The organism is Kribbella sp. NPDC003557, assembly GCF_040610805.1.
Lineage (GTDB): Bacteria > Actinomycetota > Actinomycetes > Propionibacteriales > Kribbellaceae > Kribbella.
Window position 1 is genome coordinate 49956 of the sequence record NZ_JBEXMY010000013.1, and the last position, 15037, is coordinate 64992.

Sequence of the window (15037 nt, forward strand, 5' to 3'; positions counted from 1 at the left end):
TATGAGCCGGGAACAACGCGGAGTGGCACGCGGCTTCATCACCAAGGGCGACCCCCGGAGGACGCCCGCCGACCAACGGGCCGATTTCGACGCCGGGTTCGCCGGGCGGCCGCTCGGCGACGACGTCACGCTGGTCGAGACCACCGTGGGCGGCGTCCCGGCGCTGGACGTCCAGGTCGACGGTGCGGACGCGGACGCGAGCACGATGATCCTCTACCTGCACGGCGGCGGCTACATGATCGGCTCGGCGCGCACCGGCGCGAACCTGGCGGCGCCGCTGTCCCGTCGCACCGGTCTGCCGGCGGTCTCGCTGGACTACCGGCTGGCGCCGGAGAACCCGTTCCCGGCCGCGGTCGACGACGCACTGGCGGCGTACACCGCCTTGCAGGAAAGCGGTCGTGACGTGGTGATCGCAGGAGACTCCGCCGGCGGCGGACTGGCGCTCGCCACGATCGTGGCCGCGCGCCGCGAAGGTCTGCGGCTGCCGCCCGCGGCCGTCGTGTTCTCGCCGTGGGCCGACCTGACGCTGTCCGGCGCCAGCATCGACTCCCGCGGCGACCTGGACCCGCTGTTCAGCCGGGAGCACTTCGTGGCGTACGTCGACGCCTACCTGGCCGGTCACGACCCGAAGGACGAGCTGGCCAGCCCGCTGCTCGCGGACCTCGCCGGTCTGCCGCCGCTGCTGATCCAGGTCGGGTCCGCCGAGGTGCTGCTCGACGACTCGCTGCGGCTCGCGGTCCGCGCCGCGGAGCAGGAGGTGGACGTGAGCCTGGACGTGGTCGCGGGCGCTCCGCACGTGTACCAGTTCAACGTCGGCGTGATGGACGAGGCCGACGCCGCGCTGACGCGAGCGGCGCTATGGCTGACCCGTCGTGGGTTTGGGGGTGGGGTCGCATAGATTGGGTCCCATGAGCACCCCGTCCGAGAAGTACGCCTCGTTCCGCTCGGACCAGGAGCATCCCGCGGTGAAGGAGTTCCGGGCGCTCTACGACTTCGAGCTGGACGAGTTCCAGCTGCGCGCCTGCGCCGCCCTCGAGGACGGTCACCAGGTGCTGGTCGCGGCGCCCACCGGGTCCGGCAAGACGCTGGTCGGCGAGTTCGCCGTCCACCTCGCGCTGGAGCGCGGCCAGAAGTGCTTCTACACCACCCCGATCAAGGCGCTGAGCAACCAGAAGTACGGCGACCTGGTGAGCAGGTACGGCGCGGACAAGGTCGGCCTGCTCACCGGCGACAACTCGGTCAACTCCGAGGCGCCCATCGTCGTGATGACGACCGAGGTGCTCCGGAACATGCTGTACGCCGGATCCCAGACCCTGCTCGGCCTGTCGTACGTCGTGATGGACGAGGTGCACTACCTGGCCGACCGGTCCCGCGGCGCGGTCTGGGAAGAGGTGCTGATCCACCTGCCGGACTCGGTGTCGGTGGTCTCGCTGTCGGCGACCGTGAGCAACGCCGAGGAGTTCGGCGACTGGCTGGAGACCGTCCGCGGCAACACCGTCGTCGTCCTGGAGGAGAAGCGGCCGGTGCCGCTGTTCCAGCACGTGATGGTGGGGAAGCGGCTGCACGACCTGTTCGCCGGGGAAGCGCCGACCGCTCGGGTCGGCGCTCCTGCGGTGGGCAAGCCGTCCAAGTCGGGCAACCCGGCGAAGGCGGCGAAGTCCGACCTGAAGGACCTGGTGAACCCGCAGCTGGTGCGGATCGCGCGGGATGACAACCGGATCTTCCGTGACGACTCGCGCAAGCCGCGCCGCCGCCGCGACCTGCCGCGGAACCGGCCGGCCAAGACCCACTTCACGCCGTACCGCTCGGACGTCGTGGAGGAGCTGGACGCCGGCGCGCTGCTACCGGCGATCTTCTTCATCTTCTCCCGCAAGGGGTGTGAGGACGCGGTCGTGCAGTGCCTGCGGTCCGGGCTGCGGCTGACCAAGCCGTCGGAGCGCGACGAGATCAAGCGCGTGGTGGCGGAGCGGACGGCGGACCTTCCCGACGAGGACCTCGGCGTGCTCGGGTACCACGACTTCGCCGAAGCCTTGTCGCGCGGGATCGCGGCGCACCACGCGGGCATGCTGGCGGCGTTCAAGGAGGTCGTCGAGGAGCTGTTCGCACGCGGCCTGATCAAGGTCGTGTTCGCCACCGAGACGCTTGCCCTGGGCATCAACATGCCGGCGCGCACCGTCGTGCTGGAGAAGCTGTCGAAGTGGAACGGCGAGGCGCACGTCGACATCACGCCGGGGGAGTACACCCAGCTCACCGGGCGCGCCGGGCGGCGCGGGATCGACGTCGAGGGGCACGCGGTCGTGCTCTGGCAGCCCGGGTTCGACCCGCGCGAGGTCGCCGGGCTGGCGTCGACACGTACGTATCCGCTGCGGTCCTCGTTCTCCCCGTCGTACAACATGGCCGTCAACCTGGTGCGTCAGGTCGGGCGGACGCGGGCGCGGGACATGCTCGAGCTGTCGTTCGCGCAGTTCCAGTCCGACCAGGCCGTGGTCGGGCTGGCGCGGCAGGTGCAGCGCAACACCGAGGCGCTGGAGGGGTACAAGGAGTCGATCGAGTGCCACCTCGGCGACTTCCTCGAGTACGCCGCGCTGCGCCGGCGGATCGGTGACCGCGAGGCGTCCGGGTCGAAGCGGCGCAAGCTCGACCGCCGGATCGAGGCGCAGGAGTCGATCGAGAAGCTGAAGACCGGCGACATCATCCGGATCCCGGCCGGCCGCAGTGCGGGCTGGGCGCTCGTGCTCGACCCGGGGATGCGCTCGGAGCGGGAAGGGCCGCGGCCGACCGTGCTGACGCTGGACCGGCAGGTGCGGAAGCTGTCGATGGTCGACTTCCCGACCCCTGTCGAGGCGATCGGGACGTTGCGGATCCCGCGGAAGTTCAACCCGCGCAACCCGCAGCAGCGGCGCGAGCTGGCGCAGGTGCTGCGGAACCGGACCGACCTGCTCGGCGAGGACGGACCGCCGTCGCGCAGCCGCGACATCGTGTCCCACGCCGACGACCCGGAGCTGCAGGAGATGCGGGCGCAGCTGCGCGCACACCCCTGCCACGGGTGCTCGGACCGCGAGGACCACGCGCGGTGGGCCGAGCGGTACTTCCGGCTGGACCGGGAGAACCGGGACGTGCAGCGCAAGATCGAGCAGCGGACGAACACCATCGCCCGCCAGTTCGACCGGGTCTGCCAGGTGCTGGACGCGCTGCACTACCTCGACGGCGACAAGACCACCGAGGCCGGTGACCGGCTCGCGCGGATCTACACCGAGCTCGATCTCGTCGCGGCCGAGTGCCTGCGGCAAGGGGTTTTCGACGAGCTGACCGTGCCGGAGTTGGCGTCCTGCCTGGCGGCGCTGGTGTACGAGTCGCGGTCCAAGGACGAGCCGACCTCGCCGCGGTTGCCGCGGGGCGACGTACGGATCGCGCTGGAGCGGATGGGCTCGATCTGGCGGGATCTGTCCGCGCTGGAGCGGGACATGCGGGTCGACTTCCTGCGCTCGATGGACCTGAACTTCTGCTGGCCCGCGTTCCGGTGGGCGTCGGGTGCGTCGCTCGCCGAGGTCCTGTACGAGTCCGACCTCGCCGCCGGCGACTTCGTCCGCTGGGTCAAGCAACTCATCGACCTCACCGAACAAATCGCCGACGCCGCCGGAGACACCCCCCTCCGCAGCACCGCCCGAGCCGTAGTAGACCAAATCCGCCGAGGCGTCATCTCCTACGCCTCCATGGTCGAGTAACCCACCCACCACACCGGACGAAGGACACCGCTTCGCGGTGGCTGTTGTTGCCGCCTTCGGCGGAGTGCGGGGAGCCCTGTCTTTGCCGGCCAACTGTGCGACGGCCAGCCGCAGGGCGGGGGTTGTAGCCCAGGCCGCCTCGGAGAAGTCAGGCGGAAGGTGCGACGTCGTAGCCGACTTGCTGGTCTGTTGACGTGGTTGGACCTGTTGGGGTGAAAGACTTTCGTTGGCTTGGGAGTCTCGTATTGAAGGAGTAGACGGTCGTGGAGTTGTCGCGTCGGAATCTGGGGAAGCTTGCGGTCGCGACCGGTGCTACCGCTGCGGTTGGTACCGGTGCCGGTTATGTGATCGGGCGGCCTGCGGATGCTGCGGCGACCTGGAAGGTGACCGGGACCGCGGTGTCGGCGTTGGCCGGGTTCGACAGTCAGATGAAGGCTTTCATGCAGGCCCGTGGGGTGACGGCGGGGCAGCTCGCGGTGACGTACAAGGGGCGGCTGGTGCTTGCCCGGGGCTACAGTACGTCGACCGCGTTGAGCGTGCAGCCGACCTCGTTGTTCCGCATCGCCAGCTTGTCGAAGTCGTTCACCGCGGCGGCGATCGTGAAGCTGGTGCAGGACGGGAAGCTCAGCCTGTCGACGCCGGTCGCGAACATTCTCGGCATCACCCCGGCCGACTCGCGGTGGTCGACGATCACGTTGTGGAAGCTGCTGCAGCACCTCGGCGGCTGGGACCGGGAGGTGTCGGGTGACCCGAACTTCAAGGACGCGACCATCTCGCGCACCCTCGGAGTACCGCTGGAGCTGCAGCACGCGGACGTCATCAAGTACATGGCGGGTCAGAAGCTCGACTTCACACCCGGCGCGAAGTACGCCTACTCGAACTTCGGCTACATGCTGGCCGGCCGGGTGATCGAGAAGGTCAGCGGCCTGAGCTACGAGACCTACGTGAAGCAGAAACTCCTGGCCCCGTTGAAGATCACGCGGATGTCGCTCGGCTATTCGATCGCCAAGCACAGCGGCGAGACGTCGTACGAGTCGCAGTACTCGGGCCCGACCGTGCTGGACGGCTCCGGCAAGACCGTGGCCGCGCCGTACGGCTCGTTCAGCATGCGGATCCAGGACGCGAACGGCGGCTGGATCGCGAGCGCGCCGGACCTGGTGCGCTGGGCGAAGATGTTCGACGCGCCGTCGAGCGTGCTCAACAGCACCTCACTCGGCCGCGTGTGGGCGAAGCCGTCCACCGGCGTCAACGCCGACGGCTGGTACTACGGTCTCGGCTGGCAGATCCGCCCGGTCAGCAGCGGCACCGGGCGCAACACATGGCACACCGGCAGCATGCCCGGTACGTACACGCTGCTGGTCCGCACGTCGGGCGGGCTGAGCTGGGCCGCGCTGTTCAACCGTCGTGACGACGCCAGCGGCAAGTCGTACGGCGATATCGACGCGGCCATGTGGACCGCCGCCAACGGTGTGAAGTCCTGGCCTACGCACGACCTGTTCCCGCAGTACTTCGGCTAGAACATCAGCGCGCGGAAGTGCGGCGTGCTGACCTGGGCCTCGCCGGCCATGCCGGCCAGTACGCCGCGGAGGCTGTCGATCGCCTCGTCGCCGAACTTCCTGCGGAGCCGGCGCTCGTAGCTCTGGTGGAACTTGCGCGCCGCGGCCAGCGCCGCCTGGCCGCGGTCGGTCAGGTGCAGGAGCCGGGCGCGCGCGTCGGTCGGGTCCGGCCGGCGCTCGACGTACCCACGGCGTTCCATGTCGTCGACGATCTGGCCGGCGCCCTGCTTGGTGATGTCGAGCCGCTCGGCCAGTCCGCTGATCGTGGTCGGCCCGTCGTCGAGGGTCCGGAACACGAAGCCGTCCGACCGGCCCTGGTCGTCGAACCCCTGGGCTGCCGTCTGCTCGCGGAGCTCGCGGACGAACTCCTGGTCGGCCAGCAGCAGCAGAATCCCGATATCCACCTTGCCCGATCGCGTCATGTGCCCCATGATAGTCAAGCTGGCTTGGACAAGTCAGCTTTACTAAATACCAAGGGGGACCAGATGCACGTCCTGCACGCGTCCGAGGCGCCGCGGTTCCGGCTGCCGGGAGTGGAGTTCACCGTGTTCGCCGCGCCGAGCCTCGGTTCGGCCGGGTTGTGCGCGTGGCGGCTCACGGTCGACGAGGGCCACGGCGGCGACGCGCCGCACACGCTCGACCGCGACGAGATCTTCACCGTGCTAGGCGGCACGGTGCAGCTCGCGCCGGACGGCGACAAGCTCGGCCCGGGCGACTCCGTCGTCGTGCCGGCCGGTGAGCCGATCGCGCTGACCAACCTCGGCGAGGGCAAGGCCGAGCTGATCGTCGCCATCACGGCCGGCTTCACCGGCTACCTGGCCGACGGCACGACGGTCCAGCCGCCCTGGTCGAAGTAGCGGTCAGCACCGCCGGTTCGGTGGGCTGTACGTCGTCTTGCTGGGCGTGGCGACGTAGTAGTCGGTGACCCACGAGCCGTCCGTGAGGCGGTCCCAGACCACTGTGGTGCCGACCTTCGAGCCGGCTCGCTGGCAGCTGATCCACGCCAGCGAGCCGATCGGCAGCGGGTTCGGGTACGCCGAGTACGCCGTACCCGGACCGTGCCGGCGGGTGAGGTTGTTGATCGTGGTCTGGTACGGGAAGGTGCAGCCGGGGATCGGTGCGCTGTAGCCGGTCTTGTTCGGGGTGCGCACGTAGTAGTCGATGACGTAGGTGCCGTCGACCAGCCGGTTCCAGACCGTGCTGGTGCCGATCTTCGGTCCGAAGGTCTGGCAGACGATGCGGACCGCGGAGTTCGCCGGAATGGTCGAGCGGATCGCGTACGCGGTCGACGGCCCGCTGTAGGAGTAGATGGTGGCGCGGACCGTGTAGGTGTACCAGACCGTGGCCGCCGGTGCGTCGAAGCGGTCGTTGTCGATGTTGAGGGTCACGCCGCCGTACGTCTCGTTGTGGTCGCCGCGGTACTGCTTGCCGCGCTGGCCGACCAGCCAGAACGTGTTGGGCACGGTCGGCCAGTTGGTCAGCGAGCTGCTGTTGTCCCAGCGTGCGATCCAGAGCGCGTCGGGGCGTGCGTACGAGCTGGAGTTGTAGGCGGCGGCCAGGTCGACCGCGCCGGAGTTCTGGTGTGCGTAGACGCCGGACAGGTAGCCGAGCGCGTGGAGCTGCTTGGTCCACGCGGACAGGTAGCGCAGGACGGTCGTCCGGCAGGTGCTGTCGGCGATGTTGTAGTGCTCCATGTCCGCGTAGATCGCGCTACCGCCGAGCAGGTTGAGGGCCTTGGCCGCGTTGACCGCGTCCCTGGCCAGCAGGCCACCCTGGAAGGTCGCCGACGGCACGGTCATCTTCACCGCGTTGGTGCGGAACGTGCAGGGCGCCTGGTAGCCCATGTAGATCGGGATCAGCCGGAAGCCCATCCGGGTCACGCTGCTGACCCAGCTCGGGGTCAGCTGCGGCTGCGCGCAGCTCCGGTTCACGCCGCCGATGTAGATGCCGACCGCCCGGTACGGCGAGGCCAGCCACGCGGTCATCTGCGCGACACTCGGCGCCGTACAGGTGTCGAACGCGAGCCCGGTGTAGCGGGTGGCCGTCGCACCGGCAGGGTAGGGCAGCGGCGTGGTGGGCTCGGCAGCAGCAGGGACCGTGGCGCCCAGACCGCCGACGGCGAGTGCGAGAGCAGCGACGAGAAGCTTGACCTTGACCATGATGGCCACCCCCAGCTCTCAGTAGACGCTCGGTAATGCGCCGCGGCAAGGCCGGTTCGGGTTAAGTTGAGGCAACGACGTTCTTGGAGGGAAACACGTCATGCCGGAGATCGTGCAGATCGGGGAACGGCCGTACGTCGCGGTGCGGGGCAAGGTCGCGATGGACGGGATCGCGGCGTTCGCGGACCGGATGGGCGAGGTGATCGCCTGGCTCGCCGCCAAGGAGATCGCGCCGAACGACGCGCCGTTCTTCAAGTACGACGTGGTCGACATGGAGGCCGGGCTGGTGATGGAGATCGGCTTCCCGGTCGACGACCTGCGCTCCGGCGAGGGCGAGATCGTCACCGGCGTGCTGCCGGCCGGGCGCTACGCGACGGTCAGGCACCACGGTCACCCGGACGGCCTGCTGGGCGCGACCCGTGATCTGCTCGGCTGGGCCGAGAAGGAGGGCCTCGAGTGGGACGCCGACGGCGACCACTGGACCGCCCGCCTCGAGGTCTACCGCTCCGACCCGCGTGAGGTCCCCGACATGAACAACTGGGACACCGACCTCCAGTTCAAGCTGAAGGATTGAGTGCCGACCGTCCTCGCAGGCGTGGCCCGGCTCGATGCGGAGCGGATTCGTCATGTCGCCTCGCCGCTGATCGAGCTGGGCTGTGCGTTGCACGTGCTGGCCGAGCCGGCGCATCACGACCGGGTCGACTGGGCCGCTTCGCTCCCGTTGTCTGCTGAGCTGCGGGCGGAGCTGGCGCAGTGGACCTGGACCGTGCGGGCAGTACGGGCCAGCTTCTTCGCCACCAGCGCCGCCACCGGCGTACCGACGTGGACCGACGAGCTGGCAGCACTCCGTTCACGCCCGGCGGAGGACGTGGCCGCGGAACTGGTCAGGCCGTTGCGTGGTCGCCCATTGAGCAGCCGGTCGATCGACACCGACGCCGTACAGCACTGGGCTCGCAGCCGCGGCCGGTCGGTCGCCGCACTGGTCGAGTCGCTGCTGACGTCGCCTGCCGAACCGGTCCGCCGGTTTCTCGACGTACTGGACGCTTGCTGGCGCGAGTGGTTCGGTGAGCTCTGGGAGACGTCACACGACACCCTGGCTGCTCGCGGCCGGCAGGACCGCGACCTGGCCGTCCGCGACGGTGTCCGCACCATGCTGCGCTCGCTGGACAGCGCGATCGCCGTCCGGGACGCGGACAGCGTCGTACTGCAGAAGGTGCAGAGCAAGCGGATCGACATCAGCACCCGCTCGCTGTTGCTTGTCCCGAGCAACTACATCGCACCGCACCTGTTCGTCGGCGAGATCCCGGGCGAGCCCGTCACGATGATCTACCCCGCCACCGGCCGCGCGGCCGCCGTACCCACCGCACAGGAGATCCGGGCCCGGCTGGACGCGTTGGCGTCACCCGATCGCCTCCAGGTCTGCCGCGCGGTGGCCAGCGAGGCCCGGACCGCGGGCGAGATCGCCGCACTCTGGGGCCTCCACCCCACGCAGGTCACCCGCCACCTCCGGGCCCTCACGAGAGCCGGGCTGGTCACCGCCGAACGCCAGGGCCGCTTCGTCGCGTACCGCCTGAACAACGACGCCCTGACCACCCTCGGCACCGACCTGCTGACGCTGATCATGCGCTGATCGACTGACGGAAGTCGGCAATCCACCGGCGCGGCTGGGCCACCGCTTGTTGGATGAGCAGCTGTGACCTCATCCTTCTCGCCCGCTGTCCGGCGGCTGATCGCTGCCACTCTGGTCAACACCCTGGGGAACGGCGTCTACGCAGCCGTCGGGGCGCTCTACCTGACCCGCGCGGTCGGCCTGTCGGTCGCTCACGTCGGCGTAGGGCTGACAGTGGCCGCACTGGTCGGCCTGGTCGCGAGTACGCCGCTGGGCGTCGTCGCGGACCGCCTTGGACCCAACCGGGCGTACGTCGGGTCCCTGCTGCTCCAGGCGATCACCATGACCGCACTGACCCAGGTGCGGTCGTTCGGATGGTACGCCGCCGTGGCCGCGGTCACCGCGATCGCGGACTCGGGGCAGCGTGGCGCGAAGGGCGCGTTGATCGCCGGAGTCGCACCGGCCGATCAGCGGGTGCGGACGCGGGCGATCCTCCGCGTCGTCACGAACATCGGCATGGCCGTCGGGATGGCGGCCGCCGGCGTCGTGCTCGCGGTCGACCGGCGCGAGGTGTACGTCGTGGCGCTGCTGGCGAACGCGGCGACGTACCTGGTCACGGCCGGGCTGGTGCGGTTCGGGATGCCGGCCGTCGCGCCGGTGCCGTCCGCCTCGGGCCCGTCCGGGCTGACGGCGATACGCGACCGGCGGTTCCTGGTGTTCGTCGGACTGGACGGCGTACTGAGCATGCATGGCGCGCTCGCGCAGGTCGGCATCCCGCTGTGGGTCGCGACGGCGACCGATGCGCCACGGTGGATCATTTCGGTGCTGCTGGTCCTCAACTCGGCCGCTGTGATCCTGCTGCAGGTCCGGATCTCTCGCGGCACCGAGCGTCTCAGCGGAGCGGCCCGGGCCGGTCGACGCGCCGGACTGCTGCTAGCGGTCACCTGTCTGGTCCTGGCGCTGAGCGACGCGACCTCCGGAGCGGTGACGATCGGTCTGCTTGTCGCCGCGGCGCTCGCACATGTCTTGGGGGAGATGCTGCAGTCGGCGGGCGGCTGGGGCATCAGCTTCGAGTTGGCGCCGCCGGGCGCGCAGGGGCAGTACCAGGGCGCCTACGCCATGGGGCACCAGATCGGCGACCTCGTGGCCCCGCTGCTCATCACGACGGTCGCAGTGTCGTGGGGCTGGCCAGGCTGGTTGCTGACGGCAGGGGTGTTCCTGGTCGCCGGACTGTTCGTACCGGTCGTGGTGCAGGAGCCGGAACCGGTTATGCAGCCACAGGTTTGAGCAGGTCGCGCAGTGCGCGGGCCGCGGTGAACCCGGCCCGGTTGGCGCCGATGGTGCTGGCCGACGGACCGTAGCCGACCAGGTGGATGCGTGGGTCGACGACAGTGGCCGTGCCGTCCATGCGGATACCGCCGGACGGCTCACGCAGGTGCAGCGGCGCCAGGTGCGCGAGGTCGGCCCGGAAGCCGGTCGCCCACAGGATCGTGTCGACCCGCAGGTGATCCGGCGGGGCGACGCCGTCGGGACCCGTGCCGGCAGCCCACTCGACGCCGTCCTTCGTGATGCGCGAGAACATCGGCAGCCGGGTGTAGACGCCACGGTCCGCCGCGGCTTGCTCCTGCGGCCTCAGATGCAGCCCGGTCACGCTGACGACGCTGCGCGGCGGCAGGCCGGCCCGGACACGCTCCTCGACGCGGGCCACGACCTGTCGCCCGTACTCCGGGGTGAAGTCGTCGCCGGTGCGCCACTCCGGTGCCCGGCGCGTCACCCAGGTCGTTGTGGCGACCTCGGAGATCTCCGCGAGCAGCTGGACGGCCGAGGCCCCGCCACCGACCACCAGGACATGCTGTCCGGCCAGTTCAGCTGCGCCGCCGTAGTCGGCGGTGTGCAGCTGACGTCCCTCGAACGTCTCGATGCCCGGGTACCAAGGGATGAAGGGCCGGTCCCACGTCCCGGTCGCGTTCACGAGCGACGCCGCGTCGTAGCGACCGTTGGACGTCTCCAGCTCGAACCCCTCGGCCACCGCCCGAACGCTCTCGACGGCAACCGGTCGCAGCACCGGCAGGTCGAACTGCTTCTCGTAGTCCGCGAAGTACGCCGGGACGAACGCGTTGGCCTGCTCCGCGCCGGCACTGGACGGCACCGGCACGCCGGGCAGGTTCGCGATCCCGTGCACGTCGTGCATGGTCAGCGAGTCCCACCGGTGCTGCCAGGCGCCGCCGGGCGCCGCGTTTCGGTCCAGGACGAGGACCTCGTCGTACGGCGTGAACCCCATCCGCACCAGGTGGTACGCAGCCGACAGCCCCGCCTGTCCCGCACCGATCACCGCTACCTCGAGCACATCAGCACCAACGCCCGGCGCGGTCCGCGTCTTCCCGGCTACCGTGACGCGCATGGATCTCGGCGCGGCGTACAGCTTCCGGATGGACTGGATCGTCAGCTTCGTGGCGGTCGCGCGGTACGGCGGGTTCTCGGCCGCGGCGAAGGCGGTGTACCGGGGCCAGTCGCGGATCAGCGAGCACGTCGCGGAGCTGGAACGCGCGCTCGCCGTCCAGCTTTTCGACCGCACCGCCCACCCGCCCCGCCTCACGCCCGAGGGCCGCGCGCTGCTGCCGCAGGCCGAGGAGATCCTCCGCCGCGTGCAGAACCTGTCCGCCGGGGGAGACGTCCGCTTCGGCGCGTACCCCAGCGCGGCCGCCTGGCTCTTCCCGCAGGTCGTACGGCGCCTGCCCGACAACGTCCGGCTGCTCCTCGTCGAGGGGCCGAGCGTCGATCTCGAGGCCGAACTGGTCCGTGGTGACATCGACCTCGCCGTCCGCCCGGTGCATCCGCTGGTGGCGAGCGAGAATCTGGAGCACGAGGTCCTGTGGCGTGAGCCGTTGGTCGCGGTGTTCCCCGAGTCCCATCCGCTCGCCGCCCACGAGTCGGTCGGCCTCGCGCAGCTCGCCGAGCTGCCGCTGATCTCGATCGGTGAGAGCGACGGGCCGCGACAGTTCGAGTCCCATCTGGCGTTCGCCTCGAAGGGGCTGAGCCCGGAGTCCGCCTTCCGGACGAACCAGCCGCAGACGCTGCTGTCGCTGGTCCGCCACGGCCTGGGCGTGGGCGTCACCAACGAACTGGCCGTGACGACCGCCAATCTCACCGGCGTCCGTCTCGTCCCGATCCACGAAGCGGGTGTGGAGCGTCAGGTGGCGCTGTTCACCCGCCGCGACCAGCCGCGCTCAGCGGCGCTGGAGAAGGTCGTCCAGGTGCTTCAGCGGATGAACTGGTCCACGTAGCCGGCGCCGAGGCCGTTGGCGCCGTAGTGGTCCCGGCAGAGCTGGATCTTGGTGAAGGTGTCCTCGTAGCCGGTCTGGTTGCCGGCCTCGTCGACGTAGATCATCGCGCCGGAGATGTTGAAGAACGTGATCATCTCGGTGCAGTCCTCGGGCACCCGGAGCGTGTGGATCTCACCGGGCGGCTCGTACACGAACGAGCCGGCGTCGGCGACCCAGTCGTGCTCGTCGTACTGCCACTTGCCCTTGATCACGTAGCCGAAGACGGCGCTCGGGTGCCGGTGCCGCGAGACGATGCCGGCCCGGGTGACCTTGAGCAGGTTGCACCACTGGCCGGTGACGGTGTTCAGCATCAGCGGCCGGAACCATACGTCCGGAGCCTGCGGCACCCAGAGCCGCTCGTCGTCGGGAACCGCCCGGACGGCGATCTCCGCCGGGACACCTGCCGATACCGGGATCATCCAGTTCTCCTTCACATGCTCAGGTAGCCGCCGTCGACCGGTACGACGGCGCCGGTGACGAACCCCGCGTCCGCACCGGCCAGGAACGCGATCACGCCGGCCACCTCGTCCGGCGTACCCCAGCGCGCCATCGGCGTCCGGGACAGGATCCGGTCCGAGGCGACCGGGTCGGCCTGCAGCGCGCTTGTCAGGTCGGTGGCGATCCAGCCGGGCGCGACCGCGTTCACCCGGATCCCGTCCGGCGCCCAGGCGACCGCGAGCGACTTGGTCAGCTGCACGATCCCGCCCTTGGACGCGCTGTACGCCGGCACCAGCGGGCCGCCGAAGTAGCTGAGCATCGACGCGACGTTGACGATGCAGCCGTCGTACGCCGCGAGTCGTCCGTGCGCGGCCTCGGACGCCCGCAGCGCGCCGGTCAGGTTGATCTCCACGACGTCGCGGAACACGTCCGGCCGGTGCTCGTCGCCCCGGCGGATGATCCCGGCCGCGTTGACCAGGACGTCGAGCCGGTCGAGCGACCCGATCAGGTCCTCGACCGAGCCGTCCACACGCAGATCGAGCTCGACCTGCTCACGTCCCGCGCCCAGGCCGGCCGCGACGACGTGGAATCCGTCCGCCGCGAGCCGGCGGGCCGCGGCCGCGCCGATCCCGCTCGTTCCTCCGACGACCAGCGCGGTCCGTGTCATGCCCCGTGTCATGCCCCGCATCCTGCGCGCCGGGTGCGACCCCCGGCAAGCACGACCCGGACGGCGGATAGCTGCTATCCGCCGCCCGGGTCGATCCTCAGATGGTGCGCCGGGTCCCGGCCCGGCCGCCGGCGACCGCCGCGACCAGCGTGATCAGCACGGCGGCGGCGACCGCGACCAGGCCGCCGGTCGTCAGCGTCGTGTCGGCGATCGGCAGCGACGGCAGGTCCATCCGGTTCAGGACGTCGTACTCCGAGCCGGCCAGCGCCGCCAGCCCGGCGACGATCGCGGTCACCACGACCCCGATCAGCCAGACGCCGAAGCCGTGCAGGGCGCCGTGGGCGCGGGCAAGCCGGCCGGCGACCGATCCGCCGGCGTAGTAGGCGATCCCCAGGACGACCAGCAGGACCACGACGGACGCGATCCCGATGGTGCCGGCCGTCCCGGCGCTGCCCTGGGCCGCATTCCAGTCGATGGTGAGCGCGTAGTCGACGGCGGCCGCGACCGCGCCGACGATCCCGGTCAGCACCGCGATCATGCCGATCGCGACCAGCCAGCCGTAGAACGCCGAGCCACCGGCCGAACCGCGGCGCCTCGGCTCCAGCACCTCGTCGGCCCGTTCGTCCCGCTCGGGATCGGCCATAGTCGGCCGGTCGTCGACATACGCCTCGGACGGTCCGAGCCGCTCGACGCGGGTGTCTTCGTCATGCTGCTGAGTCATGTCAGCTTCTCCTCACCGGACAAGCCCCGTGTGTGAGTCCGGTACCCGAGGGTGAAACCAGCAGTGGTGACTCACGGGTGACTCAGGGTGACTCAGAGCAGTTCGTCGATCCGGTCGTGGTAGCGGCGGCCCGACTTCCCGCCGAGGATCGCGGCCAGCAGCGTAAGGACCAGCAGAGTGGCTGTGGCGGCGATGCTGCCGAGCAGGAGGGTGTTGCCGGCGAGGTCGACGTTCGGCCAGTTGATGTCGTCGACGACGCCGTACTGACTGTCCAGCACCCAGCCGGCGCCGCCCGCCACCACGGCGAGCAGCACCGCGATCATCCAGACGCCGAAGCCCTGCCGGCCGCCGTCGAAGCGGGCCAGCCGGCCGGCCACGTAGCCGCCGATGTAGAACGCCAGCGTCAGCATGAACACGGTGACCCCGGCCGCGGTGATCGAGGCCGCACCGGGCTGCGCCTTCGCGTCGCTGGTGGTGTAGTCCAGGACCTCGGCGGTACCGAGCGCGGCGCCCGCCGCGGCGGCCAGCAACAGCACCGACATCGAGATCGCGATCAGCCAGCCGAAGAACGCCGCACCGAACTTGAACCCGCGGTACGACAGCAGGTCCGCGTCGACCTCGTCGTCTCCGGGCAGCGCCGGCGGTGTCCGCAGCGGCGGGTCCGGGGTGACCGAGATCGTGCTCATCGCCCGGCTCGCGGCCGCACGGGCCTCCTCGTACTTCTGGGTGCTGGCGTCGCCGGCGGGCGTGGCGATCGTGGCGGTGTCGCCGGGGTACTGCTGACTCATCTCCGCGGGCTCCTCACAGGTCGGCTTCGGGCGGTCCCTACCCGCCCGCAC

Annotated in this window: 15 protein-coding genes; 8 read left to right on the plus strand and 7 right to left on the minus strand. The window is 70.3% G+C overall.

What is annotated here, in order from left to right:
* Nucleotide 1 precedes the first annotated feature (1 nt).
* The 3 genes from ABZW60_RS38515 to ABZW60_RS38525 all read left to right on the plus strand — a co-directional run bounded on the left by ABZW60_RS38515 (nt 2) and on the right by ABZW60_RS38525 (nt 5242).
* Nucleotides 2-898 carry an alpha/beta hydrolase gene (locus tag ABZW60_RS38515; protein WP_355485553.1) on the plus strand — a complete coding sequence of 299 codons (897 nt, stop codon included), beginning with the start codon at nt 2-4 and terminating at the stop codon, nt 896-898.
* A gap of 10 nt (nt 899-908) precedes the next feature.
* Complete coding sequence (locus tag ABZW60_RS38520; protein WP_355485555.1) at nt 909-3725, plus strand: DEAD/DEAH box helicase; 2817 nt, start codon at nt 909-911, stop codon at nt 3723-3725.
* 344 nt (nt 3726-4069) lie between these two features.
* Complete coding sequence (locus tag ABZW60_RS38525) at nt 4070-5242, plus strand: serine hydrolase domain-containing protein (protein WP_355485557.1); 1173 nt, start codon at nt 4070-4072, stop codon at nt 5240-5242.
* Here ABZW60_RS38525 and ABZW60_RS38530 read toward each other — a convergent pair.
* On the minus strand, nt 5239-5703 hold the full coding sequence (locus ABZW60_RS38530) for a MarR family transcriptional regulator (protein ID WP_355485558.1): 465 nt from the start codon (nt 5701-5703) through the stop codon (nt 5239-5241). The genes ABZW60_RS38525 and ABZW60_RS38530 overlap by 4 nt on opposite strands.
* A gap of 63 nt (nt 5704-5766) precedes the next feature.
* Here ABZW60_RS38530 and ABZW60_RS38535 point away from each other — a divergent pair, with 63 nt between their 5' ends.
* The gene (locus ABZW60_RS38535; protein ID WP_355485560.1) at nt 5767-6138 is read left to right on the plus strand and encodes a cupin domain-containing protein; all 372 of its coding nucleotides are present in this window, start codon (nt 5767-5769) and stop codon (nt 6136-6138) included.
* A gap of 3 nt (nt 6139-6141) precedes the next feature.
* On the opposite strand, the gene ABZW60_RS38540 is transcribed toward ABZW60_RS38535, so the two are convergent.
* Nucleotides 6142-7440, minus strand: coding sequence for a glycoside hydrolase domain-containing protein (locus tag ABZW60_RS38540; protein ID WP_355485562.1), 1299 nt, complete (start codon nt 7438-7440; stop codon nt 6142-6144).
* Nucleotides 7441-7540: 100 nt separating this feature from the next.
* Between ABZW60_RS38540 and ABZW60_RS38545 the strand changes: the two genes are divergently transcribed.
* The 3 genes from ABZW60_RS38545 to ABZW60_RS38555 all read left to right on the plus strand — a co-directional run bounded on the left by ABZW60_RS38545 (nt 7541) and on the right by ABZW60_RS38555 (nt 10336).
* The gene (locus tag ABZW60_RS38545) at nt 7541-8014 is read left to right on the plus strand and encodes a GyrI-like domain-containing protein (RefSeq protein WP_355485564.1); all 474 of its coding nucleotides are present in this window, start codon (nt 7541-7543) and stop codon (nt 8012-8014) included.
* Nucleotides 8015-9070, plus strand: coding sequence for a DUF5937 family protein (locus ABZW60_RS38550; RefSeq protein WP_355485566.1), 1056 nt, complete (start codon nt 8015-8017; stop codon nt 9068-9070).
* Between the two features lie 63 nt (nt 9071-9133).
* Nucleotides 9134-10336 carry an MFS transporter gene (locus ABZW60_RS38555; RefSeq protein ID WP_355485568.1) on the plus strand — a complete coding sequence of 401 codons (1203 nt, stop codon included), beginning with the start codon at nt 9134-9136 and terminating at the stop codon, nt 10334-10336.
* Here the strand turns inward: ABZW60_RS38555 and ABZW60_RS38560 are convergent.
* On the minus strand, nt 10317-11450 hold the full coding sequence (locus ABZW60_RS38560; RefSeq protein WP_355485570.1) for an FAD-dependent oxidoreductase: 1134 nt from the start codon (nt 11448-11450) through the stop codon (nt 10317-10319). The two genes, ABZW60_RS38555 and ABZW60_RS38560, sit on opposite strands and share 20 nt — an antisense overlap.
* Here ABZW60_RS38560 and ABZW60_RS38565 point away from each other — a divergent pair.
* On the plus strand, nt 11449-12333 hold the full coding sequence (locus ABZW60_RS38565; RefSeq protein ID WP_355485571.1) for a LysR family transcriptional regulator: 885 nt from the start codon (nt 11449-11451) through the stop codon (nt 12331-12333). The genes ABZW60_RS38560 and ABZW60_RS38565 overlap by 2 nt on opposite strands.
* Here ABZW60_RS38565 and ABZW60_RS38570 read toward each other — a convergent pair.
* The 4 genes from ABZW60_RS38570 to ABZW60_RS38585 form a co-directional block, all read right to left on the minus strand.
* Complete coding sequence (locus ABZW60_RS38570) at nt 12309-12791, minus strand: 2,4'-dihydroxyacetophenone dioxygenase family protein (RefSeq protein WP_355485573.1); 483 nt, start codon at nt 12789-12791, stop codon at nt 12309-12311. The two genes, ABZW60_RS38565 and ABZW60_RS38570, sit on opposite strands and share 25 nt — an antisense overlap.
* An 11-nt stretch (nt 12792-12802) precedes the next feature.
* Nucleotides 12803-13489, minus strand: a complete 687-nt coding sequence (locus tag ABZW60_RS38575) for an SDR family oxidoreductase (RefSeq protein ID WP_355485575.1) — start codon at nt 13487-13489, stop codon at nt 12803-12805.
* Between the two features lie 85 nt (nt 13490-13574).
* Complete coding sequence (locus tag ABZW60_RS38580; RefSeq protein WP_355485576.1) at nt 13575-14198, minus strand: hypothetical protein; 624 nt, start codon at nt 14196-14198, stop codon at nt 13575-13577.
* Nucleotides 14199-14290: 92 nt separating this feature from the next.
* The gene (locus tag ABZW60_RS38585; protein WP_355485578.1) at nt 14291-14986 is read right to left on the minus strand and encodes a hypothetical protein; all 696 of its coding nucleotides are present in this window, start codon (nt 14984-14986) and stop codon (nt 14291-14293) included.
* Nucleotides 14987-15037 lie beyond the last annotated feature (51 nt).

Coding starts and splice junctions, on each gene's coding strand:
- ABZW60_RS38515 (WP_355485553.1), top strand. CDS start 2: ATGAGCCGGGAACAACGCGGAGTGGCACGCGGCTTCATCACCAAGGGC.
- ABZW60_RS38520 (WP_355485555.1), top strand. CDS start 909: ATGAGCACCCCGTCCGAGAAGTACGCCTCGTTCCGCTCGGACCAGGAG.
- ABZW60_RS38530 (WP_355485558.1), bottom strand. CDS start 5,703: ATGACGCGATCGGGCAAGGTGGATATCGGGATTCTGCTGCTGCTGGCC.
- ABZW60_RS38535 (WP_355485560.1), top strand. CDS start 5,767: ATGCACGTCCTGCACGCGTCCGAGGCGCCGCGGTTCCGGCTGCCGGGA.
- ABZW60_RS38540 (WP_355485562.1), bottom strand. CDS start 7,440: ATGGTCAAGGTCAAGCTTCTCGTCGCTGCTCTCGCACTCGCCGTCGGC.
- ABZW60_RS38545 (WP_355485564.1), top strand. CDS start 7,541: ATGCCGGAGATCGTGCAGATCGGGGAACGGCCGTACGTCGCGGTGCGG.
- ABZW60_RS38565 (WP_355485571.1), top strand. CDS start 11,449: ATGGATCTCGGCGCGGCGTACAGCTTCCGGATGGACTGGATCGTCAGC.
- ABZW60_RS38560 (WP_355485570.1), bottom strand. CDS start 11,450: ATGCGCGTCACGGTAGCCGGGAAGACGCGGACCGCGCCGGGCGTTGGT.
- ABZW60_RS38570 (WP_355485573.1), bottom strand. CDS start 12,791: ATGATCCCGGTATCGGCAGGTGTCCCGGCGGAGATCGCCGTCCGGGCG.
- ABZW60_RS38575 (WP_355485575.1), bottom strand. CDS start 13,489: ATGACACGGGGCATGACACGGACCGCGCTGGTCGTCGGAGGAACGAGC.
- ABZW60_RS38580 (WP_355485576.1), bottom strand. CDS start 14,198: ATGACTCAGCAGCATGACGAAGACACCCGCGTCGAGCGGCTCGGACCG.
- ABZW60_RS38585 (WP_355485578.1), bottom strand. CDS start 14,986: ATGAGTCAGCAGTACCCCGGCGACACCGCCACGATCGCCACGCCCGCC.